This window comes from Komagataeibacter sp. FXV3 (genome assembly GCF_015155755.1).
Lineage (GTDB): Bacteria > Pseudomonadota > Alphaproteobacteria > Acetobacterales > Acetobacteraceae > Komagataeibacter.
In genome coordinates this window covers 1-23,583 of record NZ_VWPI01000031.1, presented here as the reverse complement: position 1 = coordinate 23,583, position 23,583 = coordinate 1, and the positions used below count along the sequence as shown (strand labels likewise).

Here is a 23,583-nt window from a genome sequence, read left to right as displayed (position 1 = left end):
GCCGGGGGCTACGGTGGCGTTGCCATTGCCGGGTGGCTGGTCGGCGGGGGGCACCTGCGCCAGCGCGGTGACACCGGCCGTGCCGGCGATGATGGTAGCACCCAGCAGCAGGGTGCGCAGCATTGTTGTATTGGACATTATGCGACCCCCCGCACGTTGGTTGTACGTGCGTGTTCCGCACGGCGCAGCACCGGCAGGCACAGCGCCACGCCAATTGCCAGCAGGGTGGGACCAAAGACGCGCGGCAGCAGGCCCCAGCCGTCGAAGCCCACCTCCCAGAACGCCCACAGCCAGGTAAAGGCACAGGCCCCAAGGTAAAGCAGGCCACCCAGCGGGCGGCCCATGGCCATCAGCACGCCCGCGGCGGTGACCACCAGACCGCAGACAACATAGTAAAGCGAGCCACCCAGGAAGGCGAGTTCCGCGCCCATGTATAAAAGGGGCAGGCCCAGAAGGATGATGATGACTGCAAGTAAAAGCGTCGCCCATCCCGCGGCGCTGTGTGGTTTCATGAAAGCAGACATAATGGATGTTCCTCCAGTATCATGGAGCGGAGGCTAGTCCCGCGCCCGATAAACGCGAAAAAACGAAATCGCGAGGTTGGTCACGACTTTATTACTATTGTTTCAGCGCCGTAAGTATTCCGCCAGAAAACGGCCCCCATCATGACGTATTTAGAATCCAGACCTGCTGTGGTTGCACACGAAATGTTTTTTTTACTTTCCCACAACCAGACCGGGAACCATTACGGATGTCTCACGCGCCGGTGCGATCAGGTAAAGCCCCGCCTGCCCCGCCACCCGCAGCGCGCGTGCCGTGGGCGCTGATACCGCCACCAGGCCGGGCATGCCGGCCATGATCGCCTTGTGCGCCATTTCATACGAACACCGGCTGGTAATCACGCAGAACCCGCGCCCGAAATCCACGCCGCCGCGCAGTCCCGCCCCCACCAGCTTGTCCAGCGCGTTATGGCGGCCCACGTCCTCGCGCACCTGCATGATGGTCCCATCCGGCGCGCACCATGCGGCGGCATGCAGCATGCGCGCGCGGGCATTGAGCACCTGCCGCCCCGGCAGCGCCACCAGCGCCCGCCCCACCGCCGCAAGGTCGGGCTGTAGATCGGGCACCGTGCGGCGCGGTCGGTCCAGGACGTCACGCGCATCCGTGCCGCACACGCCACAACTGGTGCGCCCCGCAATCGCCCGCCGCCCGCGCGCCAGCAGGCGGTGGAAGGACGGACCGTCGATGCGCATGTCCACACGCGCATGATCGGCTTCCGCCACGACCGTGACATCCTTCAGCGCCGCAAGGTCGGGGATGATCCCCTCGGTCAGGGCAAAGCCGGTGGCGAAGTCATGCAGGTCCAGCGGTGTGGCCATCATCACCCCATGTGCCATGCCGTTGAAGGACAGGGTGACGGGCGTTTCCTCGGCAATGTCCAGCGTGCGTTCGCGGGCACTGTCACCGGGGGCATGGACCACCATGGCGCAGGGCACGATGGCGGGCGGCAGGGCGCGGGTCATGGTGCGGTCCTTCTTATGGCTGGATGGTGTTTTCCGGGCACGGTCGCGTAGTCATCCAGCCCCGCGCATGGTGCCGGGCCATGGCGTAATCGGCGGGGGTGTTGATGTTCATGAACGGGTCCGGGCCACCCGGCGGCACGGCAAAATCCACCCCGCGCGCGCCCAGCGTATCGGCCAGCGTGCGCACGCGGGTCATCTCGCGCCGGGTTTCGGGCGTGATGCCATCCAGTTGCCGGGCCAGAAGGATGCGGCAGCCCACCGGCCATGCCGCGACCAGGCTGTGGCGCTGCCCGCCGCTTGCGGCAAAGGACGGCGCGGGCAGCAGGCGGGACACAAGGCCAGCCGGGATGAACGGTGTATCGCCCGGCACCGTCACCAGCACGTCGCACCCCTGCCCCGCCGCCCATTCCAGACCGGCCAGCACACCGGCCAGTGGCCCCACGCCCGCAACCCTGTCGGCCAGCACCGGCAGGCCATAAGCCGCAAACCGTGCCGGGTCGCCATTGGCGCTGATCGCAATGGCGGCGCAGCATGGGCGCAGGCGGGCCAGGATGCGCCCAAGGCAGGTCATGCCCCCCAGTTGCAGAAGCGGCTTGTCACCGCCACCCATGCGCTGCGCCATGCCCCCGGCCATGACCAGTGCGCCCACACGTATGCCCACCATCAGTGCGCGCATTGCATGGGGCGGGACAAGGCCGTACCCTGCGCCATCCCCCGCATGGGCGGTCGGGACGAAGTATTGTTCAGGGGGTGCGTTCCATGTCCCATCCACCACAACAGGCGGTGATCGGCCTGACCGGGCGCAGCGGGTCGGGCAAGACGCACCTGCTGGCGCGCCTGCTGCCGGTGCTGCGCGCGCGGGGGCTGGCGGTTTCCACCATCAAGCATACGCACCATGATATCGACATCGACCGGCCGGGCAAGGATTCCTGGGTCCATCGCAACGCAGGCGCGGCCGAGGTCATGCTGGCGGCACCCGGCCGGTGGGTGCTGCAGCATGAATGCCCTGATGCGCCCCCCGCCCTGCCGGACCTGCTGTCGCGCATGCGGCGCACCGACCTGGTGGTGGTCGAAGGCTTCCACGCCACTGTCCCCGCCTGTATCGAGGTCTATCGCCCCGGCATTGGCAGGGACCCGCTGTTCAGGCATCAGGATAACATCATCGCCATCGCGACCGACACGCCCGGCGACCCTGCCCTGCCTGCGCGCCTGCCGGTGCTGGATGTGAATGATACGGACGCGATTGCCGATTTTGCGTTGCGGCATGCCTGTCGTGTTGTCATTGAATGAAAGACACATTGCCTCACCCTGTCCATCGTGCAGATCAGAAAGAATTTTTGGTGCCGCCCTGTTGGGCAGATCGTATTAAAAGCTGTTTGAAAACGATTTATTGATAAACAGAAGGTCCTGGTGAAGTTTTTTTTTGAAAAAAGGCGGCACCCGGAAACTTTTATTGTTCTCCATCAATCTAAAACAGCGGTATGCCCCGCACCACCTGCCCGACCCGGACCGGGTTTGCTTCCGTAACCGCCAGCAGCGCATCCGCGCGGGAAAAGGCAACGATGTCCGACGCCCCCACGGTGGGCACGCGGCGGCAGACCGCGCCATCGGGGCCATGATGCAGGCTGACGGGAATGAACTGCGTCACGCCAGCCGGGGCATCCGCCGTGAAACCGGCGGTGGCGGGCATGGCGGGCTGTGGCGTATCCGTGCCCATGATCGCCCGCAGGTAGGGCCGCACGAACATCAGCGCGCAGATGGCCGCAGCCCCCGGGTTGCCGGGCAGGCAGAATATGGTCCGTTCCCCCAGCGCCAGCACCGTCAGTGGCCGGCCGGGGCGGATCGCAACACCGCGAAACACCACGCCCGCGCCCATGTCGCGCAGTATGTCCAGCATATGGTCGGTATTGCCGACCGATATGCCGCCCGTCGTGACCACGATATCCGCACCCCGGCACGCCGCGCGCAGGTGGGCGGCCTGCGCGGCCACGTTATCGGTGGGGGCCGCGTGCGTAATGACGCGCGCGCCGATCGCGCCCAGCATGGATGACAGCATCGGGGCGTTTGAATCCGGGCAGGTTCCCGGCGCATCCGCCGCCAGTTCCGCGCCGTTGGACAGGACGGACACGCGCGGCCTGCGGGCAACCGGCACATCACGCAGCCCCTGTGCCGCCAGCAGGGCGACATGCCGCCAGTCCAGCACCTGCCCGCGCGCGACAAGCCGCGTTCCGGCTGCGAATTCCTCCCCCCGCCTGCGGATATTCGCGCCCTGCGGCGCAAGCGGCGTGACCGGGGCCACGGTATTTCCTGCAACCGCCATGCGTTCGGCCGCCATGACACAGTCGGCACCCGCCGGGATGCGCGCGCCGGTCAGGATGGCGCGCGCATGCCCCGGCGCCAGCGGTTCGGGCCGGTCCCCCGCCACCGTGCGGCCCGCGACCGGCAGCGGGGCATGGGCCGCCATGGCGTCATGGGCAAAGGCGTAGCCGTCCATGGCGGAAATATCGGCAGGCGGGCGGCAGGTCGTGGCCAGGATATCGACGGCCGTGACCCGCCCCGTCGCCTGCGCCACCGGCACGCGGGTCACGGGCGGCGCGCTGCCATCCGCGCGCGCCAGCACCAGCCGCAGGGCGGTGGGATAGTCCACCAGCCGCGTGAAAGCGTTGCTGTTCATGACCGGACCGGGTTTCAGGCCGGTTCGGGCCGGGTTGCAGGGCTTGCCACGGTTACGCGCACCGGTATCGACTTGGCGGCGGGGGTGCCCGCGATCTGGTCAAAATGCGACAGCGGCAGCAGCGGGTTGAGTTCGGGGTAATACCCGGCAATCGACCCGCGCGGCATGGGGTATGGCACCACCATCAACCCGCCCACCCGGCGCTGCGTGCCATCGGTGCTGATGGTTTCAAGGTCCGCCAGCGCACCATCCGCCAGTCCCCGCGCCGCCATGTCATCCCTGTTCATGAAGACCACCATGCGGGTGTTGTACACGCCCCGGTAACGGTCGTTATTGGTATAGATTGTGGTATTGTACTGGTCATGCGACCGGATGGTGGACAGGCGCAGCATGTCCGGGCCGCCAATGGGCGTATCCTCGTCCAGCCCGTCAAACAGCAGGAAATTGGCGCGGCCCGTGGGCGTGTTCCAGATCCGCTGGCGCGGGGGCACAGGCAGCGAAAAGCCCTTGCCGTGGCGGATGCGCGTGTTGAAATCGGTATACAGGTCGGGATAGACCTGCGCGATCCTATCGCGGATCAGGTCGTAATCATCAATGAAGGCTTCCCATTCAATCGTACTGTCCGGCAGGGTGGCGCGGGCCATGCGGCAGACGATCTCGATTTCCGAACGCAGGTCGGGACTGGCGGGATGCAGCACGCCGTGGGACCGCGTGACGCCGGACATCGCGTCCTCGATGGTGATGAACTGCGGTCCGGTTTTCTGCATGTCGATTTCGGACCGCGCAATGACCGGCAGGATCAGCGCGTCACGCCCATGCACCAGATGCCCGCGGTTGAGCTTGGTCGCAATCCCCACGGTCAGGTCCAGCCGCGACATCGCCTCATACGCCACCGGCGTGTCGGGAATGGCGTGAATGAAGTTGCCACCCATGCCGATGAACACCCTTGCCGTGCCATCAATCATGGCCTGCACGGATTCAATCACATGGTGGCCGTGCGCGCGTGGCGGGCTGAAGCCGAATGTCGCCTGAAGCCGATCGAGGTAGATGGTGGTCGGCTTTTCATCAATGCCCATCGTGCGGTCGCCCTGCACGTTGGAATGGCCGCGCACGGGACAGATCCCCGCCCCTTCCTTGCCAAAATTACCACGCAGCATCAGCAGGTTGGCAATCTGGTGGATCACGCGCGATCCCTGCTGGTGCTGCGTCACCCCCATGCCGAAGCAGATGATGGTGGCGTTGGATGCGGCATAGATCCCGGCAACGCGGCGGATCTGTTCCTCGCCCAGTCCGGAGGTCGCGACAATGTCCGCCCACTGCGTCGCCTCGATATCGGCCTTCAGCGCATCGAACCCGTCGGTGTGTTCGGTAATGAAGGCATGGTCCAGAACGGCGGGTTCGCCCTTTGCCGCGGCGTCCGCATCCATCTGGAACAGGGTTTTCATCACCCCCTTCAGGAACGCGACATCACCGCCAATACGCACATGACAGAACTCGCTGGCGATGGGGGTGGAACCGAAGGTCGCCATCTTGATGGGGTCCTGCGGTTCGGTAAAGCGGATCAGCGCGCGTTCAGGCATGGGATTGACGGCCACGATCGGCGCGCCGCGCTTACGCGCATGCACCAGTTCGGTCATCATGCGCGGGCTGTTGGTGCCGGTGTTCTGGCCGATGATGAAAATGGCTTCCGCATGGGCGAAATCCGTCATCCGCACCGTGCCCTTGCCAATGCCGATGGACATGGGCAGGCCACGGCTGGTCGGTTCGTGGCACATATTGGAACAGTCGGGGAAGTTGTTGGTGCCGAACGCGCGCACGAACACGGAATACAGGAATGCGGCCTCGTTTGACGTGCGGCCCGAAGTATAGAACTCCGCCTGGTCGGGGTGATCGAGCGCGCGCAGGTGGCGGCCGATCATGGCATAGGCTTCATCCCATGTACACGGCACGTAATGGTCAGTTGCCGCGTCATAGCGCATGGGCCGGGTCAGGCGGCCCTGTTCCTCCAGCCAATGATCGCTACGGGCCATGAGTTCGGTTACGGTGTGGGCGGCGAAGAAATCCGCGCAGACCTTGCGCTTCGTGGCCTCGAACGCCAGCGCCTTGGCCCCGTTTTCACAGAATTCCAGTGTCTTTTCACGGTCGGGGTCCGGCCACGCGCAGCTTGGGCACTTGAAGCCATCGGGGTGGTTCATGGCCAGAAGCGCGCGCGACCCCTTGGCCAGGACGCTCTGTTCCATCAGCACGCGCGCGGTGGCGTTGGCCGCGCCCCATCCGCCGGCAGGATGGGTATAGGGTCTGAATTCCGGTTTTTCTGACATGGCGCTCTCCCGTGTTCGCATGCAGGAAACCGCCGGGCTGGTATTATTGCAACTGCGCAGAGGCAGATTTTACCATGTATAACAGAGATTTATCTGTTCATAAGTCCGGTCTATCAACGGCGCAGGCCCATGTTGCATGATTGGTTATATATAAACGTATATAGACAATGGCGCAATATCCCCGGTCATCCCGACCGGATTATATCCTGTCTGACATGATGTCGCGCAGCGTGGTGCGGTCCAGCACCTTCAGGAAGGCCTCCAGCGATCGGGACAGCAGGTGCCGCAGGCGGCACATGTCGGCCAGTACGCAGGGCTGCCCGTTCTCGGGTTCGCACGCCACAACGGAATGCATGTCCGTTTCCATCAGGCGTACGATATCACCGATAATGATTTCGTGTGGCTGGCAGGGCAGCAGCAGCCCACCCGACCGGCCACGACGGGCCAGTACGATCCCCTCGTTGGACAGGCGGTTGACCACCTTGACCAGATGATTGTGGGAAATGCTGTGATGGCTGGAAATCTCGTGTACGGAGACCCGCCTGTCGGCGTTGCTGGCCAGATAGACAAGCACGCGAATGGCGTAGTCGGTATGAAGGGTCAGGCGCATGGTATGGTGTTCACGGCCTCCCCGGCCCGGATGGTGGGTAGGACCCGGTATTGTAACATGCGGGACATGGTATCCTGTGGTTAGATAGGGTGACGATGTTGATATATCATAAAAAAAGACTGTATCGGTCCGCACTGCAACAGGAAAGTATCCTGTTAGGGATCTTATAATATATTTTTATCAAATCATAAGCAGAACTTATAACAAAACCGGCAGAAAACAGCCAGTCATATGAAATTCCTTAAATGGATACTTATACGGAATACAAATTAAAAACCAGAATTATCCTCCTGTCGCCATTAATATTTTTTCTGGTCCATTATCAGGTCATGCAGCGTCACGCGGTCCAGTACCGCCATGAAGGCATTCAGCGATTTGGAGAGCAGGCCACGCAGCCGACAGGCATCCGCCAGCACGCATGGCTGTCCCTTGTTCGGGACGCAGGACACGATCGTATGCAGGTCGGCTTCCATCAGCCGGACAATGTCACCAATAAAGATTTCATGCGCCGTGACCGCCAGTTCCACCCCCCCGCTGCGGCCCCGCCGCGCAAGGATGATGCCATTGTTGGACAGGCGGTTGACCACCTTGACCAGATGGCTTTGGGAAATTCCATGGGTATCGGCAATTTCCTGAATCGCAATCCGTCTACCCGGGTTCTGTCCCAGGTAGACAAGGGCACGAATGGAATAATCCGTATAAAGTGTCAGGCGCATGGCACCTCATGACGCCTGTAATGCAACTTCGGAATGATCTGGCGCAAGGATGTGCTCCGCCAGAACCAGATTTGCAGCAGAAATGGGCGGAGAAATGTAAAAACCCTGAATCCGGTCGACTTTCAGGTCGATCAGGATATCCATCTGCCCCTTGGTTTCCACCCCGCTCACGGTCACGCTCAGGCCAAAGGCATGGGCCAGTCCCGTCAGGTGGGCAATCACGTCACGTGCTGCCTGGCTATGTTCGATGTCGGTCACCAGGTGGCGGGAAATCTTGGCCTGCGTGAAACGGATATCACGCAGGACCGCGATCGGCAGCGTCGCCTGCCCGAAATCATCCAGTGTCAGCTGGAAACCCAGGTTGACCAGTTCCTGCAACCGCAGCAGCACCCGGTCCGACCGGCGGCCCGCCAGCACGCTTTCGGATATTTCCAGCACATAGTCGCTGGCAGTGCCGCCCTGCCGCTTGATCTCGGCTTCGAGGTCGTTCTGGAACCCGATATTGAGCAGGTCCAGCCGCGAAAGGTTGATGGTCAGGTTGGGATAGGTTGCAAGACTGGAATTCCACAGCCGCATGTCATTCTGGAACGACTTCACCAGTCGCGGGCTCATGGCCTGCGCCAGTGTGGCGTCAAGGAACACGTCACGGAAGCTTTCCGCCGCCAGCAGCCCGCGCAGCGGATGGTGCCAGCGCAGGAGGGCCTCGATCTGGTCGCACCGGCCGGTCGCAACATTCAGGATCGGCTGGTAATACAGCTCGAACTGGTCCTTTTCCACGCCATCACGCGCATCGGTCAGGATCTGCGCGCGCTCAAGCGCGTGCTGGTGCAGGGTGATGTCGAACATCCGTGCCTGATGGCCACCCGCGCGCTTGGCGGCATAAAGTGCGATATCCGCGTTTTTCTGCAGGGATTCCGCACTTTCCTGGCTGGCGATCGGGCTTATGCCAATGCTGCCCGATACGTTGACCATGGTATTGCCGACCTCGATCGGGGCCTCAAGTGCTGCCAGCAGCCGTTCCAGCATGGTGTTCAGCGGCGTGGTCAGCAACGTGTGGTTGAGGATAAGCGCGAATTCATCCCCACCCAGCCGGCACACCGCGTCCTGCGGGCTGACCAGTTCAAGCAGCCGGTGCGAAATCACCTTCAGCACCACATCACCGGCATGGTGGCCGTGGATGTCATTGATCTGCTTGAAACCGTCCAGGTCGAACATGACCAGCATGATTTCACGGGTGATGTTGCGGGCTTTTTCCTCCACTGCCGTCTGCAGCACGGTGTTGAAGCCACCGCGGTTGAACAGCCCCGTCAGCGGGTCGGTCGCCGCCAGTGACTTCAGCCGGTCACGGGTGTTCATAAGCTCCGTGATCTCGAAACGGGTCGCGACATACCCCTCGACCGCGCCAAGCGAGTTGTGCTTGGGCATGATGGTCGTCGCGACCCAGTACAGCGTCCCGTCCTTGGCGCGGTTGCAGATATTGCCGCGCCAGATTTCCCCCGACCGGATGGTGCGGTACATCTGCCTGAAGAAGCTGGCGTCATGATACCCCGAATTGACGATCCGGTGCGTGGAGCCAAGCAGTTCCTCCCGCGGGTAGCGGCTGATCTCACAGAAGCGGTCGTTGACATAGGTAATCACGCCACGCACATCCGTAATGGCGACGATCAGGACATTGTCCACCACATCGGCCCAGAAATCGGAATCCTTGTGGGTTAGCGCGCGCAGGCGATCATCGTGTTTGAGTGACATGGCGTTGCTCCATCTTTCGTCTTGAATGGATCAGGACTTGGCTTTTACTGCGGGGGACGGCGTGGTCGCGGTTGCCTTTGCGGTGGGGGCAGGCTGCTTTTCGGCATTGTCCGCGGGCTGCGCGGATGGCGTCCCTGCCCTGGCTGCCCCGGCGCGGGCGGCTTCGATTTCACGGATGACGGCAGGCGCGCCCCCCTTGCGGACCCACTGTTCCAGATCCTGCGGGGCCAGCGGCTTGGCGAACAGATAGCCCTGCATCACATCGCAGTTCAGTTTTTCCAGCAGTTCACGCTGCTGTTCCGTCTCGACCCCTTCGGTCACGACCGTCATGCCCAGGCGCGAACCGATACCGATGACCGCCATGGTCACCGCCTGTGCATTGGTGTCGTATTCGAAATCGTTGATGAAACTGCGGTCGATCTTGATTTCCGTCAGCGGCAGGCGCGTCAGCCGCGACAGTGACGAATACCCCGTGCCGAAATCATCCATCGACAGGCCACAGCCAAGGTTGCGGATGGACTGCAGCACTTCCTCGGTATCGCGGCTGTTGTCCATCATCACGCTTTCGGTGATTTCCACCGTCAGCCGCGCGGGCTTGAGGTCATGGTCCTTCAGCAGGGCCGCGATGTGTTCAGGCAGTGCGCGGTTGCGGAAATGCACCGCCGACAGGTTCACGGCCACGGTGGGGACATGGATGCCGTCGCGGTCCCATTTCACGATCTGGCGGCATGCTTCCAGCAGCGACCAACGGCCGATGGCCTCGATCTGGCCGGTTTCCTCCGCCACCGCGATGAAGCGGGAGGGGAAGATGTTGCCAAGGTGCGGATGATGCCAGCGCGACAGGGCCTCCACCCCGCTGAGTTCCAGCGTATGCGTGCGCACCTGCGGCTGGTAATGCAGCTGCAGCATGCCCTGCGCCAGTGAATCGCGCAGGGCCGAGCCCAGCACCAGCCGGTCCTGCGCCACCTGGTTCTTTTCCAGGTTGGCGAAGCGGAAGATGCCACGCCCGTCTTCCTTGGCCTGGCGCATGGCGGTGTCGGCATGGCTGAGCAGCGATTCACTGTCCGGCCCGTTGGCGGGGAACGTGCTTATGCCGATGGAACATGAAATGGACAGCGTGTTCTGGCCGATCTGCAGCGGGCGGCCGATGGTGTCCAGAAGCTGCTGGGCGATTTCCTCGATCCGCTTGCCCTCGCAGTCGGGCACGACCACCACGAATTCATCCCCGCCCGAGCGGCTTAGGACATAATCATCCTTGGAAATGGAACGGATGCGCCCTGCGATCTCGACCAGGAACTGGTCGGCATAGACATGGCCCAGCGCGTCGTTGATATCGCGGAAACGGTCGATATCCAGCATGAAGATCGCCAGCGTCCGGTTCCCCGGCTGGGCAATGATGTCTTCCATCACCCGGTGCAGCGCGCCACGGTTCAGCAGGCCGGTCAGGGAATCATAACGCGCAAGCTGGGTCAGGTGCGTCTTGGTGGCGTGCTGTTCCAGCGCCAGCGCGCAGAACGGCAGGCACGACCCGACCAGGCGCTGCGGCCATGCGCCAAGCTGGTTGGGTTCACGCAGGTACAGTGCAAAAATGCCCGTCACCCGCCCGTCGCCCGCCAGCACGGGGGCGGCATAGCACGACTGCAGCCCGAGCGAGCGGCACATGGACTGGTAATTGTCCCATACCAGCCGCCCGGTATAGGACGGGTTGGCCTGCAGCTTTTCCACATCGGACGGCGTTGGCACGGTGGTTTCCAGCGCGTTGCGGATACGCGGTGGCAGGGCGGACGTGCAGATCACCCGCCATGGCTGCGCATCATCCAGCACCAGCAGGGCGGCGACGGCATTGGGCACGAAGGCCTCGACCTTGCGGCAGATCAGTTCACCGATATCCTGTATCAGCATGTCGCTGGCCAGTGCCTGCAGCACGTCGTTCTGCAGGATCAGGATCTTGCGGCGCTGGCTTTCCTCCGTGACGTTTTTCATCACGCCCATGTAGTAGGTCAGGGTCCGCCCATCCTTGGTGATCTGCACTTTCGACAGTGACAGCTCACCACAGATGTATTCGCCATCCGCGCGCGTGAATTCGACTTCGCGCGATGTGCCGACAATGCGGTTGTGGCCGCTTTCACGGTTGCGGTCGATATAACGGTCATGTTCATGGCGCAGCCGCACGGGTACCAGGCAGTCCACGTTGCGGCCCATGACCTCGGCGCGCGGAATGCCCCACAATGCTTCCGCAGCCTGGTTGTAGAAAATGATCTCGTTATCCTGGCCGATGATGACCGTGGCGTCGATCGCCTGTTCCAGCGCAGGCAGCAGGATTTCGGTGGTAAGGGCAGTTATGTCGGGCATCTTCTGGCTATCTTTCTTCATCTTCATTCAGAATGGGCCACGATGGCGCGCAGGCGGTCGAGGTCGAGAATGTGTATGGAACGCCGCTGCCGGGAAATAAGCTTTTCCCGGTGGAAGGCGCTGAGCAGGCGGCTGACCGTTTCGGTGGTCAGGCCAAGGAAATCGGCTATGTCCGCGCGGGAAATGCCGGGATCGACAGGCCACAGTTCGCCCCGCCCCATGCGGGTCCCCTGCGCGATCAGGAAGGCGGCCAGCCGTTCGCGCGCGGTCTGGCGTCCCAGCATCAGCAGCCGGTTGTGCAGCCCCACCAGAAGCTGGCGCGCGGTGTTCAGCGATGCGGCGCAGGCACCGGGCGACGTTTCATGCAGGTGCCGCAGATAGGGCGTGGGCACGCACATCACCCGCAGCGTGTGCATGGCTTCGGCGCTGTAGTGGTAATGCGTGCAGGGATAGGCAGGCAGCACGTCCCCCTTATGGGCGAAACCGATGATCTGCCGCCGGCCGTCCGGAAGTGACTTGAACAGACGCGCCCCGCCGCTGACCACATGGAAATGCAGGTTGGCGGGCGTACTTTCCGTCATGAACTCCTGCCGGTTCATGTAATGGCGTTCCACCCCGGCCAGAGGACTATGAAGCTGCGTTAATGACATCTTTATCTTTTTCTGTTCCCGACAGGACTGCGTCAGTTCTGATTAATGACATCTTTTTGCCATAAGTTAATTTGTAAAATGCATGCAGAATAAACAGACGGAATTGTTTATATATCCGTACATCTTATATTTTTGCTTAATTGTAGGGTGGCTGCCACCGCCCGACCTGTAAGTATCTGGCCGTTCTGGCCGCATGGTGACGGGTGCCTGCCACGGTGCGATCCGGGTGTCGGCCTGCCCTGTCGGGCCTGGTCCCAACGGGTACGCATGTCTCCTGCCCGCCCGCGCATGAACTGCGTCACGTCACGCCTACAGAACCATTTCCCGATGGCGCGACCGGGTATCATGCCCGGTTTCCCGCGATCCGTCCGGGAATGGATCACGTCGTTCGCCTCCCTTTGCACCGTGGGGCATGCTGCCCGGTGGGTACGGTGCCAGTGTGTTGCCTCGCCTGTTGCAAGCGGGTGCGCTGCGCCCGGTGCGGTCTGTGTGCCCTGTGTCCCCCCGGCCGGTGGCAATGGGGGATGGGCGGCCTGCCTACACCCGCGTGGTCAGTGTAAAAGGCCGGGATGGTCAAGTAATAATCCCGCCTGTTTTGGGACAGGCGGGCACGCTTTCCCATTTTTACACCTGCCCTGCCCCACGTTACGGGGACATGGCGGATGCAGGTTGGTATGCCTTTCATGCAGTGGGCATGAGCCATGAATATCATGCTGACAGTTTAATATTTCATGAAAGTATATTGAAATATTTTGAAATAATTTAGTAAAAGATGTGATAGGCCTATGAAAAAAAATTGTTTTCAGTTCGTCGCAATCACAGGTCCGTGCCCGATTTTCATAAGGGGACATGCTGTCTCCCCATCGTTGAGCCGAAGGGAAACGGCATGAACCCTACCCCGTCACGGGCACGGAACGGCTCGTTCCACACGGTGGCGAACGGGGCTGCGCATGGGTATGGCAGGCGGCATGGATACCCCGGTGGGGCCATGGGGGATGGAAAATGACCGTCTGGCGACGGGATGCGGTGCCCTGCTTCTTTACCCGGCCCGCAACGCAATGGGGCGGGTACGCACCCGCGCACCCGCCCCATTTATTGTCCTGACAGGACGGGCAGCTTACTTCTTTGCAGCCGCGCGCTTGCCCAGAAGCGCGATTTCCGAGGCATTGACGCCTTCGGGGTCAAGGGCGGCCCTTTTGGCAATGGCCTGTTCTTCTTCCGTGGCATGTTCGCCGCCCTTCAGGACGTGTTCGGCCAGACGGATGGTTTCCGCTTTTGTCATGATGGCGGGGGAATGCGTGGCCTTGCGCACCAGATCGTGGATGGAACCGGCCGCATGCGGGACGCGATGCTCGCTCATGGTGAATAACTCCTTATGATATCACCATATGTTGAGCCTCCACCCCGGGGCATCAAGACACGGTTTGAAATATTTTCTATCTATCCGGCGTATCAATGCCGGAAAAACCATCTGACACGCGCAGGTCTCAACCCTTTCCCGGTGGCGGATGGCCGGGCATTCCCGTCAGGATCAAGGCGGTGGATGGCCGCGTGGCCGCCACATACAGCAGTTGCTGCGTTTCCAGCACGTTGGTGGTGGCACGGCGGGTAATGTCGCCTATATCCACGAATACACGGCCAAATGTGCTGCCCTGCGCGGTATGCACGGTCATGGCATAGACCGCCTGCAACCGCCCGATGCCGCGACGGAACACGAAGCGGTGCTGCCAGCGCGCGCGTTCTTCCGCCGCCTCGCGCCGCAGGCGGCGTTCGATGGCCGCCATGTCCGCGCCGGGCCGCAGGATGGGCACGGGCACTTCCTCCCCCGTCAGGGTGCGCAGCACCACGTCATGCACCGGCAGTTCGGTGGTCCAGCCCGCGACCTTTGACGTGGCGGGAAAGGCATGGCGCAGGATGGTGGGGCGGATATCGATCACCTCCGCCTCCTCATTGGTGGCGATGGCAACGCGCCGTCCCTCCACATCCATCACGGGGGCGCGGGCAATCACGCGTTCGCCCGCGACAAAGGGGGTTGGCGTCTCACCGCCATGCACCCAGCGGCGTACCATGCGGTTGACTGCCTCCACCCGTGCATTGGTCCAGCACAGATAGCGGAAGGCATCGCTGTCGGCGCGGAATTCGTCTGATGTAAAGGCACGCTGCATCCACGCATCGGGCGTGCGCGGCACGAACAGGCCCGCGCCGTCGTGGTGGTTGGCGCGGCACCATGACCAGTCCAGCGGCCCGCCCTGGCTTTCGCGTATGGTTGTGGCGGCGGCGACCAGCGGGTTGCCCGCCGCCTGCCGCACCACCGTTTCCAGATGCGAGGCCGAGCGGATGGCGAATGACGGGCTGATCGCCTCCCCCACCGGCGGCAGCTGCGCCGGATCGCCCACGAACAGCACGAAACGGTCGGGCACCAGTTCGCGCACCCAGCGCATGAGTTCCGATCCCACCATGGAACATTCGTCGATGATGATGACATCCGCCGTGATCGGTTCGGGCCGGTCGGCGCGTTGCAGCACCTCGCGCCCGCCATCCTGCGTGCCGGGCTGCAGCGACAGGACGTTATGGATGGTGCGGCATGGCGCCAGGTTGCCCACCCGCGCCTTCAGCACGGCGGTGGCCTTGTGGGTTGCGGCGGTAAAGACCACTTCCGCCCCCTGTTTGCGCAGTGCGCGGGCCACGCGCTGCATGAGCGTGGTCTTGCCCGTCCCGGCATAGCCGGTCAGCAGGTGCGTGGCACAGGTTTCGCGCGCGGTCAGGATTTCCGCCAGCGCGCGTTCCTGGCACGCTGTCAGTTCCAGACGCGACATGCGGCGGACCTGCGGGAATGATAAGCGGTATGCGGGGCCATCGGGCCGGGGGTGATCCTTGATCCATTGATGCCGTGAGGACGAGTATTAGGCCGCCCCACCCCATCGGGCCAGTGCAAATATGCGTCGTGGCCGGTTCCTTACGCAAGCGCATTGCTGCTGCCACATGCTGCCGCATCAGTCGGGACAACAGGCCGTCCCTGTCCTGCCATATGGAAAACGGGGACCAGATGGCACTATTGATAAAAATAAAAGTTCCTGGGTGCCGCCTTTTTTTAAGGCAGCGTTTTTCAGGGCTTTCTGAAAAACGCTTCACCGGAAACTTTTGTCAGTTTCAGGCGCTGCGACGGCCCGCGACCCACACTTCCTGCACCGTCAGGTCCGGCCCCATCACCACCATGTCCGCGCGGCGTCCATGCATGATGACACCCCGGTCATGCAGCCCCAGCCAATTGGCGGCATGCGTGCTGACCAGCGCCGCCGCCTGTGGCAGGGATGCGCCAGCCTGTATGGCGTTGCGCAGGGCCTGGTCCAGTGTCAGCACGCTGCCCGCCAGCGTCCCGTCGCGCAGGCGGGCCACGCCGTCATGCACCATCACGTCCTGCCCCCCCAGCGAACTGGCGCCATCACCAATGCCGGTGGCGCGCATGGCGTCGGTAACAAACACCAGCCGCCGCCCCATGACCCGGTGCGCAAGGCGGAACAGGGCGGGATGGACGTGATGGGTGTCGAAAATCATCTCGGCATAGGCGTCATCGCTGCACATCAGCGCCGTGGCCGGACCCGGCGCGCGCGCCATGATCGGCGGCATGGCATTGAACATGTGCGTGCCGCCCGCCACGCCGCCACCGCCACATATGCGGCAGATGGCGCGTTCGGCCTGTTCATGATCCGCCTGCGTATGGCCAAGATTGACCCGTATGCCCGCCTGTGTGAACTGCTGGATGGCGGTATCGGCGTGTTCCATTTCCGGCGCCAGCGTCACCAGCCTGACCGCCCCGGTCTTGATGACCGCACTGACCCGCACGGGCGTGGGCAACTGGGTATGCGCGGGCTGCGCACCGCGCCGGTGGGGGTTGATGAACGGCCCCTCCAGATGGGCGCCGGGAATGCTGGGGCCGCCCTGTGTCCCGTTGCGCATGACATCGACCACCGCATGCAGCGTATCGATTATGTCCGACCATGGGGCGGTCATGGTGGTGGGCAGCAGCGTGGTGGTGCCCTGCGCCATATGGAACATGGCCATGTGCCGGATCGCCATGATGCCATCCATGGTATCCGCCCCGTCGCCGCCATGGACATGGGCATCAATGAAGCCGGGCAGGATGTAGCGGTCGGGCACGTTGTGCAACAGGGGCCGCACATCGGTAATTGAGGTATCGAACACGACACGGCCCGGCATGACCCGGTCTGGCAGGACGATATGGCCATCAATATTCACGGTGCTGCTTTTCCTGTTCGCTCTGGGTTGACGCTGTCCGCCTGTGTTACCGCGTTGGCGCGGCGGATGCCATAACCTGCCGGACAAATCGCCGCAGCTCCGCCAGACGATACGGATTGACAACGAAACCGGAATTCGGGACCGTCAGCGCACCATGACAAAGAAAGGCAACGGCATGCGCGGGTTACGGAATGGTTACGGATTACGGTTTTCCCTGCGCCTGTTATGCACGGGCCTGACCCTTGCCCTGTCGCCGGTGGCGGCCCGGGCCGCGCCGGACATGACGGCGCTGTCCGGTCAGGTCGACCTGGCGCACTGGTACTGGGGGCCATACAATGCATGGTCATGGCGGCACATGCGCGAGATATTTCCCAGCGCCAACATCCCCCATGCCGGGACGCCGCAACCCTTGCCCGACGCCCCTGCCCGCCCGGCCGCGCAGTGGCGTGTTACGGATCACGACGGCGGCAGGGCGAAGCCGCTGGCGCAGGTCCTGTCGCGCAACCATGTCGATGCGTTCATGGTGATGCAGCACGGCAGGCCGGTAGTGGAATGGTACGCCAGCCCCGACCAGCAGCGCGTGCCGCACCTGATCATGTCCATGTCGAAATCCATGGTTGGCACGCTGGCCGAAATCCTGGTCGCCGAGGGCACGATCGATCCCGAACGGCAGCTGACGTCATGGCTGCCGGAAATGCGCGGCACGAATTACGATGGCGCGACGCTGCGCCAGGCGCTGGACATGCAGGTATCGGACCGGGTCTTTGAATCGGAAGCCAATGGCGCGCTGGATTATGAGGACAGCGACCGCGCGGGCGGCTGGCTGCCGCCCCACCCCGACAGCCCGCGTGACCTGCACGCGTGGCTGGCCACCCTGCACCACCCGCATGGGCCGCCGGGGGAACATTTCCTTTATCTGGACCAGGGGGCGAACGTGGTGGCGTGGGTGCTGGAACGCGCGACGGGCAAGCCGCTGTCCACGCTGCTGACGGAAAGGATATGGACGCCAATGGGCGCGCACGATGATGCCTATTATGTGCTGGACCGATCGCACGAAGCCTATGCATCCGCCGGGATGAACGCCACCCTGCGTGACATGGCCCTGTTTACACAGATGATGCTGCATGACGGGCGGGTCGATGGCCGTCAGGTCGTGCCCACTGCTGCGATCGATGCCCTGTACCACCGCGCGGATCGCGCCGTCTGGGCGCGTGACCGGCGCGGGCCGGAACTTACGGCGGACTTCCCCGGTTTCGAACACGGTGGCTATCGCAGCTTCTGGTATGACAGCAGCGAAAGCTGCCACCGTCTGGCCGGGATGGGCATCGGCGCGCAGTTCATGCTGGTCGACCCGCGCAATGACGTGACGGCGGTTGTGCTGTCCGCCACCCCGAAATCCGATGATGACGCCGCCGCCCTGGCGGTGGATTACCACGTCATTGACCAGATCGTGGCGCAGGTGGGTGGCCATCCCTGCGCGCCGTCGCGCTGACGGGGTGGTTTGACGCCACCATGGCGTCGTTCATGGCAACATACGGATAAAAAAGCTTTCCGGGCGCCGCCTTTTCCAAGAAAGCGGCGTTTCCATCAGCAATGTCCCGTTACCCTGCTGGCGGGCAGGACCCGGGCTGGTAGGCGGAAAACCATGCCGCCAGTTCTTCCGCCGGCAACGGCTTGGAGAACATGTAGCCCTGCAGCACGTCGCAATCCATGTCGGCCAGCAGGCGGCGCTGTTCCTCATGCTCGACGCCCTCGGCCACCACGGTCATGCCCAGGCTCTGCCCGATGCGGACCACGGCCATGACCACGGCGCGGACCTTTTCAATGCTTTCCAGCCCGGTCATGAAGCTGCGGTCGATCTTGACCTCGTTCACCGGCAGGCCCGCAAGGTTGGACAGGCTGGAAAAGCCGGTGCCGAAATCATCCATCGACATGCCGACCCCCATTTCCCGCAGCTTCTGCGCCACGCGGATGGTGCGTTCGTAATTGTCGATCATGGTGCTTTCGGTAATCTCTATCGTCAGGCGCTGCGGCGGGATGCCGGTTTCCTTCAGCAGCCTGTCCACGAATTCCGGCAGCGTTTCGTCACGGAAGTGCAGCGGCGACAGGTTGACCGACACCACCGGCACATCCACCCCGTCGCGCATCCACTGCGCCATCTGCATGCAGGCCGCGCGCAGGGACCACTTGCCAATGGCCTCGATCTGCCCGGTTTCCTCCGCCACGGTAATGAACCGCGCGGGCGAGACGAAGCCCAGTGACGGGTCGATCCAGCGTGACAGTGCCTCCACCCCGTACAACTGGCCGCTGCGGGCATGGACCTGTGGCTGGTAGAACAGGCGCAGCCGGTCGTGCGCGATGGCGTCGCGCAATGCGGCGGCCAGGATCAGCCGGTCACTGGCCTGCTGGTTCATGCGCGGGCTGAAGAAGCAGCAATGCCCGCCGCCATTCGCCTTGGCCTGGAACATGGCGGTTTCGGCGTTTTTCAGCAGGGTGTCCCCGTCCTCGCCATTTTCGGGATGGACGGCAACACCCAGGCTTGCGGACAGGCTGACCGGCACGGCGCCAATGTGGGTGGGCGTGCCCAGCACGCGCAGGATCGTGGCGCTGAGCGTCGAGGCATGCTGCTGTTCGCCATTGGTGACGATGGTGAACTGGTCCCCCCCGCTGCGCACCAGCGTGTCGTCAATGCTCAGCACGTCACGCAGCTGGCCGGCGATATGGGCGATCAGTTCATCGCCTGCCGTGTGGCCAAATACATCATTGATGTGCTTGAAGTTATCCACGCCCACGGTCAGCAGCATAAGGTTGCCGCGCACATGGCGGCGCAGCATGCGGGCCATGTTCTGGCGCAGCCAGCGACGGTTGGGCAGGCTGGTCAGCAGGTCGAAATCCGACAGGCGGTTGATGTGTTCCTTCGCCTCGTGCCGTTCAATGGCCAGCGTGCACAGGTGCAGGCTGGTGGCCACCGCCTTCTGGCACGCCGCATCGGGCAGCGTATCGGTGCGCGAATAGCACGTGAACACCCCCGCTACCCGGTTGTTGCGCAGGATGATGGGCGTCGCCCGCGCGGCCTTTATGCCGTTATGCAACGTCTGTTCACGCAGGTGCTGCCAGCGCGGGTCCTGGGCAATGTCCCGGCATTCGGTCACGGTGCCGGTGGCCGCGGCAAGGCCCGAACACGCGGCGCCGTCCCCGATGGGCAGCGTGTCATACAGCTTGACCAGCGACAGCGGCAGGCTGGCGCGGCCCTTGCATTTCAGGTGTTCGTCCTTTTCCACCAGGTAGATGGCGGGCATGACATCGGGAATGTAGTGTTCGATGCGGCGGCAGATGAAGTCCATGACTTCATGCAGGCTCAGGTCGCTGGATATCGCCTCCAGCGTGTCGCGCTGCAGGCTGTCAAGAAAATGCTGTTCGGTAATGTCGGTCAGGACGACGACAATGTTCTCGATCTCGCCACTTTCGCTGAATACCGGGTTCATCGCCGCTGAAACCCATATGTCGCGGCCGCTGGCGTGGCGGGCGCGGATTTCCAGCGTGAAGCCACGGGCGTTGCGTGCGCCTTCATGCAGCTTGTTCAGGATGCCGATATCCGTCGTGTCCCCCGCCAGGATGACCGACAGGCCATGCCCCGTCACCCGTTCGGGGCCGAAGCCGAACATGTCGCTGAAGGCGCGGTTGACGTAGATGATGCGGAATTCCGGGTCCAGGATGGCAACCCCACGGTCGGTTTCGCGCACCACCAGCGACAGCAGCCGGATCTTTTCACGGTCGTCCACTTCCTGCGAAATGTCGCGGATCAGCGCCATGTAGCCGATCTTGCCATCCACCGCGATGCGCGACAGCGACAGGTTGGCCCAGAAACTGGTGCCATCCAGCCGTTCCACCAGCACCTCGCGGCTGGTGCCGACGATCTTGTTGATCCCGGTTTCACGGTTGTGGCGGATCAGGTCGTCATGGGTGGAGCGGATATTGCGCGGCACCAGCACATTGACGTTGCGCCCGATCACGTCCTGGCGCGCGCAGTGCCACAGCCTTTCCGCCGCCCGGTTGAAAAAGGTGATGGTATTGTTTTCATCGATCAGGACAACACCAAGGATGGTCTGTTCCAGTGCAGGAAGGACGGTTACCTGCATGTCATCTATCATGTCGCGGGGCATCGGGCTGCTGGTCTCCTGCTGACTGGAAACGAACGGGGATGAAGCTGCAGTGTGGCGCCGGGCCGGAACCGTCCGAGCCACTGCAATAAGCGACAGCCAGCATGATGTTTCATGCACATGCCGGGGTTAAGAAAAGGTATATGGAAGTATATATAAAATATTGTATTACACATTCATGTATTCTCCCCTGATGCCGCGCGGGTCGCGGGTGCGCCGGGGGCGGTGCCGCGACTTTACATAAATGTGAGGTGTGTAAAAGTAAGCTGTTGCACCCTGCCCCATGGGGGTATGCTGCATCGCCTTCCATCACGCGCCCCGCCGGGGCCGTGCGGGGCGGCATAACCCCGGCCGGCACGGTGCAGCCCGCACCCGCCCCGGCCATGGCAGGAGCGGGGATGGTACTGACACGGCCCTATCATGCGATGATGACGGTCAACGGTCCCACCGGGTGGCCGCATGCCACGCCCCGGATGCGGGCATGGGCGCGCGTGGCATGAAATGGGCCACCGACCATATCCAGCCCAATGGCTGGCTGCTGGCGTGTGACGCGCGGCTGGAACGCATCGTGCGCTGGTCCGCCAACGCGCCGCACTGCCTTGGGCGCGACGGACTGACGGCCGGCCTGCTGCTGCGCGAGGTGGTGGGCCGGCAGGCGACCCACGCCATCCGCAATGCCCTCGCCACCCATGGGGAGGCCCACCGCCGGCCCGCCCTTGTCTTCGGGCAGGACGCGCCGGACGGCAGGCGCTATGACATCGCCATCCATACCGCCGGGGCGGACATCGTGCTGGAATGGGAACCGGCCGCCGACCCGGATGGGGATGGCGCGCACCTGTCGCTGCTGCGCACCATGATCGACCGGATCCGTGAAATCACGGATTTCGACCGCCTGTTCCGCACCGTGGTCCGGCTGTTCGCGGGCGTGCTGCATTTCGACCGCGTCATGCTCTACCGCTTTGCCGAAGACGGATCGGGGGAGGTCGCGGCCGAATACCACGCCCCCAACCTGGAAAGCTTCTTGGGCCAGTATTTCCCCGCAAGCGACATCCCCGATCCCGCCCGCAGGCTGTACAGCACCAACCTGATCCGGGTGATCGGTGACGTGGGCGCAACGCCCATTCCCATCATCTCACCCCCCGGCATGGCGCCGCCCGACCTGTCGCATGCCCACCTGCGCGCGGCCACCGCCAGGCATACGGACTACCTGTGCATGATGGGGATCGCGGGGTGCGTGTCCGTCTCGCTCATGGTTGACGGGCGGCTGTGGGGCATGATCGCGGGGCACCACTGCAGCCCGCGCGTGATGAACATGAGCGAGCGGATCGTGGCGCGCATGTTTGGCGAATTCCTGTCGCTGCAGATCACCAACCTGCTGCGCACCAAGCGGCTGGCCATGACGCGGCAGACCCATACCCTGATCGAGACGCTGCTGAAGGGCGCGGCCCCGGTGGCGGACATGCCGTCCTACCTCATGGCGCACCTGCCGGACATGCTGTCCTTCGTGCAGTGCGACGGGGCGGCGCTGTGGGTGGGCGGGCAATGGACCCTGCATGGCGCGCACCCGCCACCCGAAGCGATGGACAGGCTGCTGGGGCTGGCCCGCCTGTGCGCGGGCGCGCAGATCTGGCACACCACCTGCCTGGCGGCGCAGGTGCCGCAGGCGGCGGATTACGCGGCACAGGCGGCGGGCATGATGATCGTCCCGATTTCCTCGCAGCCGGGGGACTACCTGCTGGTGTTCCGGCGCGAGGTGGTGCGTACCCTGAAATGGGGCGCCGACCCCACCGACCGCAACTGCCAGCAGGCCGAGGACGGGTATTTCGGCCCGCGTAACAGTTTCGCCATCTGGACCCAGCAGGTCACGGGGGAATGCCTGCCATGGTCGGGTGACGACGTGGAGGCGGCGACCCTTGTCCGCTCCGCCCTGATCGAGGTGATGGGCGCGTACCACCAGTTGCAGCTGAGTGAACGCGCCACTGCCGACCTGCGCCAGCGCATGCTGAACGAGGAACTGAACCACCGTGTGAAGAACATCCTGTCGGTGGTGCAGTCGCTGGTCAGCCAGCCACTGGAACCCGGCGGCACGGTCGAAGGCCATGCCGAACGGCTGCGCGGGCGCATCCGCGCGCTGGCGCTGGCGCATGACCAGGCGGTGCGCAGCGAGGGCGGCGGCCTGCTGCGCGCGCTGCTGGATGCGGAACTTGCCCCCTACCGTGAACGTTGCTTCATCACATGCGACGGGCCGCCCATCTGGCTGACGGGCCGCGCCCTGTCGGTTCTGGCGCTGGTGGTGCATGAACTGGCCACCAATGCCGTCAAATATGGCGCGCTGGGCCATGCGCGCGGGCGGCTGGACATTACGTGGTCGCACGATGCGCAGATGGACGGATGGCGCATTGCATGGCGCGAAAGCGGGGGGCCGGGTATCGCGCCGCCCATGCGCCGGGGCTTCGGCTCCGTCCTGATCGAACGGGGCTTCCCACATGAACTGGGGGGGCGTGCGCATGTCAACTACCGCCCCGGCGGGCTGGAGGTGGTCATGGACCTGCCCGCCCGCCACGTAAACCC

The 23,583-nt window shown here is 63.4% G+C and carries 18 protein-coding genes; 4 read left to right on the top strand and 14 right to left on the bottom strand.

What is annotated here, in order from left to right; all coding sequences use genetic code 11:
• Positions 1-137 precede the first annotated feature (137 nt).
• From F1542_RS03150 to mobA, 3 genes are all read right to left on the bottom strand, one after another.
• Entirely contained in the window at positions 138-524 is a 387-nt protein-coding gene (locus F1542_RS03150; protein ID WP_193731770.1) for a glycerol dehydrogenase, read from the bottom strand.
• Between the two features lie 192 nt (positions 525-716).
• Positions 717-1,523, bottom strand: coding sequence for a formate dehydrogenase accessory sulfurtransferase FdhD (gene fdhD / locus F1542_RS03145; protein WP_193731769.1), 807 nt, complete (start codon positions 1,521-1,523; stop codon positions 717-719).
• A gap of 13 nt (positions 1,524-1,536) precedes the next feature.
• On the bottom strand, positions 1,537-2,178 hold the full coding sequence (gene mobA / locus F1542_RS03140) for a molybdenum cofactor guanylyltransferase (RefSeq protein ID WP_346011747.1): 642 nt from the start codon (positions 2,176-2,178) through the stop codon (positions 1,537-1,539).
• A gap of 104 nt (positions 2,179-2,282) precedes the next feature.
• Here mobA and mobB point away from each other — a divergent pair, with 104 nt between their 5' ends.
• Positions 2,283-2,813 carry a molybdopterin-guanine dinucleotide biosynthesis protein B gene (gene mobB / locus F1542_RS03135; RefSeq protein WP_193731767.1) on the top strand — a complete coding sequence of 177 codons (531 nt, stop codon included), beginning with the start codon at positions 2,283-2,285 and terminating at the stop codon, positions 2,811-2,813.
• 178 nt (positions 2,814-2,991) lie between these two features.
• On the opposite strand, the gene F1542_RS03130 is transcribed toward mobB, so the two are convergent.
• The 10 genes from F1542_RS03130 to nagA form a co-directional block, all read right to left on the bottom strand.
• Complete coding sequence (locus tag F1542_RS03130) at positions 2,992-4,197, bottom strand: molybdopterin molybdotransferase MoeA (protein WP_193731766.1); 1,206 nt, start codon at positions 4,195-4,197, stop codon at positions 2,992-2,994.
• A gap of 14 nt (positions 4,198-4,211) precedes the next feature.
• Complete coding sequence (locus F1542_RS03125; RefSeq protein WP_193731765.1) at positions 4,212-6,518, bottom strand: FdhF/YdeP family oxidoreductase; 2,307 nt, start codon at positions 6,516-6,518, stop codon at positions 4,212-4,214.
• Positions 6,519-6,717: 199 nt separating this feature from the next.
• The gene (locus tag F1542_RS03120; protein WP_193731764.1) at positions 6,718-7,128 is read right to left on the bottom strand and encodes an Rrf2 family transcriptional regulator; all 411 of its coding nucleotides are present in this window, start codon (positions 7,126-7,128) and stop codon (positions 6,718-6,720) included.
• A gap of 299 nt (positions 7,129-7,427) precedes the next feature.
• Positions 7,428-7,844, bottom strand: coding sequence for an Rrf2 family transcriptional regulator (locus F1542_RS03115; protein ID WP_193731763.1), 417 nt, complete (start codon positions 7,842-7,844; stop codon positions 7,428-7,430).
• A gap of 6 nt (positions 7,845-7,850) precedes the next feature.
• Positions 7,851-9,593: a bifunctional diguanylate cyclase/phosphodiesterase gene (locus tag F1542_RS03110; protein ID WP_193731762.1), complete on the bottom strand. Its 1,743-nt coding sequence runs from the start codon at positions 9,591-9,593 to the stop codon at positions 7,851-7,853.
• 30 nt (positions 9,594-9,623) lie between these two features.
• On the bottom strand, positions 9,624-11,945 hold the full coding sequence (locus F1542_RS03105; RefSeq protein ID WP_193731761.1) for an EAL domain-containing protein: 2,322 nt from the start codon (positions 11,943-11,945) through the stop codon (positions 9,624-9,626).
• A gap of 23 nt (positions 11,946-11,968) precedes the next feature.
• Positions 11,969-12,595 carry a Crp/Fnr family transcriptional regulator gene (locus tag F1542_RS03100; protein ID WP_193731760.1) on the bottom strand — a complete coding sequence of 209 codons (627 nt, stop codon included), beginning with the start codon at positions 12,593-12,595 and terminating at the stop codon, positions 11,969-11,971.
• 1,117 nt (positions 12,596-13,712) lie between these two features.
• Complete coding sequence (locus F1542_RS03095; protein WP_193731759.1) at positions 13,713-13,955, bottom strand: hypothetical protein; 243 nt, start codon at positions 13,953-13,955, stop codon at positions 13,713-13,715.
• A 127-nt stretch (positions 13,956-14,082) separates the two neighbouring features.
• The gene (locus tag F1542_RS03090; RefSeq protein ID WP_193731758.1) at positions 14,083-15,411 is read right to left on the bottom strand and encodes an ATP-dependent RecD-like DNA helicase; all 1,329 of its coding nucleotides are present in this window, start codon (positions 15,409-15,411) and stop codon (positions 14,083-14,085) included.
• A gap of 334 nt (positions 15,412-15,745) precedes the next feature.
• Positions 15,746-16,852 carry an N-acetylglucosamine-6-phosphate deacetylase gene (nagA, locus tag F1542_RS03085; protein WP_193731757.1) on the bottom strand — a complete coding sequence of 369 codons (1,107 nt, stop codon included), beginning with the start codon at positions 16,850-16,852 and terminating at the stop codon, positions 15,746-15,748.
• A 154-nt stretch (positions 16,853-17,006) separates the two neighbouring features.
• On the opposite strand from nagA, the gene F1542_RS03080 reads away from it, so the two are divergent.
• Positions 17,007-18,344: a serine hydrolase gene (locus F1542_RS03080; protein WP_227672430.1), complete on the top strand. Its 1,338-nt coding sequence runs from the start codon at positions 17,007-17,009 to the stop codon at positions 18,342-18,344.
• A 109-nt stretch (positions 18,345-18,453) separates the two neighbouring features.
• Here F1542_RS03080 and F1542_RS03075 read toward each other — a convergent pair whose 3' ends face one another.
• A complete protein-coding gene (locus F1542_RS03075) occupies positions 18,454-21,015 on the bottom strand; it encodes an EAL domain-containing protein (RefSeq protein WP_193731756.1) in 2,562 nt (853 codons plus the stop codon).
• Positions 21,016-21,263: 248 nt separating this feature from the next.
• On the opposite strand from F1542_RS03075, the gene F1542_RS03070 reads away from it, so the two are divergent.
• Entirely contained in the window at positions 21,264-21,512 is a 249-nt protein-coding gene (locus F1542_RS03070; protein ID WP_227672429.1) for a hypothetical protein, read from the top strand.
• The coding region (locus tag F1542_RS03065) for an HWE histidine kinase domain-containing protein (protein WP_193731755.1) at positions 21,494-23,583 on the top strand (2,090 nt) is incomplete at its 3' end. The genes F1542_RS03070 and F1542_RS03065, both read left to right, overlap by 19 nt.

Bases quoted from the DNA above. Each gene is read 5' to 3' on its own strand.
- F1542_RS03150 (WP_193731770.1), bottom strand. From the start codon at position 524: ATGTCTGCTTTCATGAAACCACACAGCGCCGCGGGATGGGCGACGCTT.
- fdhD (WP_193731769.1), bottom strand. From the start codon at position 1,523: ATGACCCGCGCCCTGCCGCCCGCCATCGTGCCCTGCGCCATGGTGGTC.
- mobB (WP_193731767.1), top strand. From the start codon at position 2,283: ATGTCCCATCCACCACAACAGGCGGTGATCGGCCTGACCGGGCGCAGC.
- F1542_RS03130 (WP_193731766.1), bottom strand. From the start codon at position 4,197: ATGAACAGCAACGCTTTCACGCGGCTGGTGGACTATCCCACCGCCCTG.
- F1542_RS03125 (WP_193731765.1), bottom strand. From the start codon at position 6,518: ATGTCAGAAAAACCGGAATTCAGACCCTATACCCATCCTGCCGGCGGA.
- F1542_RS03120 (WP_193731764.1), bottom strand. From the start codon at position 7,128: ATGCGCCTGACCCTTCATACCGACTACGCCATTCGCGTGCTTGTCTAT.
- F1542_RS03115 (WP_193731763.1), bottom strand. From the start codon at position 7,844: ATGCGCCTGACACTTTATACGGATTATTCCATTCGTGCCCTTGTCTAC.
- F1542_RS03110 (WP_193731762.1), bottom strand. From the start codon at position 9,593: ATGTCACTCAAACACGATGATCGCCTGCGCGCGCTAACCCACAAGGAT.
- F1542_RS03105 (WP_193731761.1), bottom strand. From the start codon at position 11,945: ATGCCCGACATAACTGCCCTTACCACCGAAATCCTGCTGCCTGCGCTG.
- F1542_RS03100 (WP_193731760.1), bottom strand. From the start codon at position 12,595: ATGTCATTAACGCAGCTTCATAGTCCTCTGGCCGGGGTGGAACGCCAT.
- F1542_RS03095 (WP_193731759.1), bottom strand. From the start codon at position 13,955: ATGAGCGAGCATCGCGTCCCGCATGCGGCCGGTTCCATCCACGATCTG.
- F1542_RS03090 (WP_193731758.1), bottom strand. From the start codon at position 15,411: ATGTCGCGTCTGGAACTGACAGCGTGCCAGGAACGCGCGCTGGCGGAA.
- F1542_RS03080 (WP_227672430.1), top strand. From the start codon at position 17,007: ATGACAAAGAAAGGCAACGGCATGCGCGGGTTACGGAATGGTTACGGA.
- F1542_RS03075 (WP_193731756.1), bottom strand. From the start codon at position 21,015: ATGCCCCGCGACATGATAGATGACATGCAGGTAACCGTCCTTCCTGCA.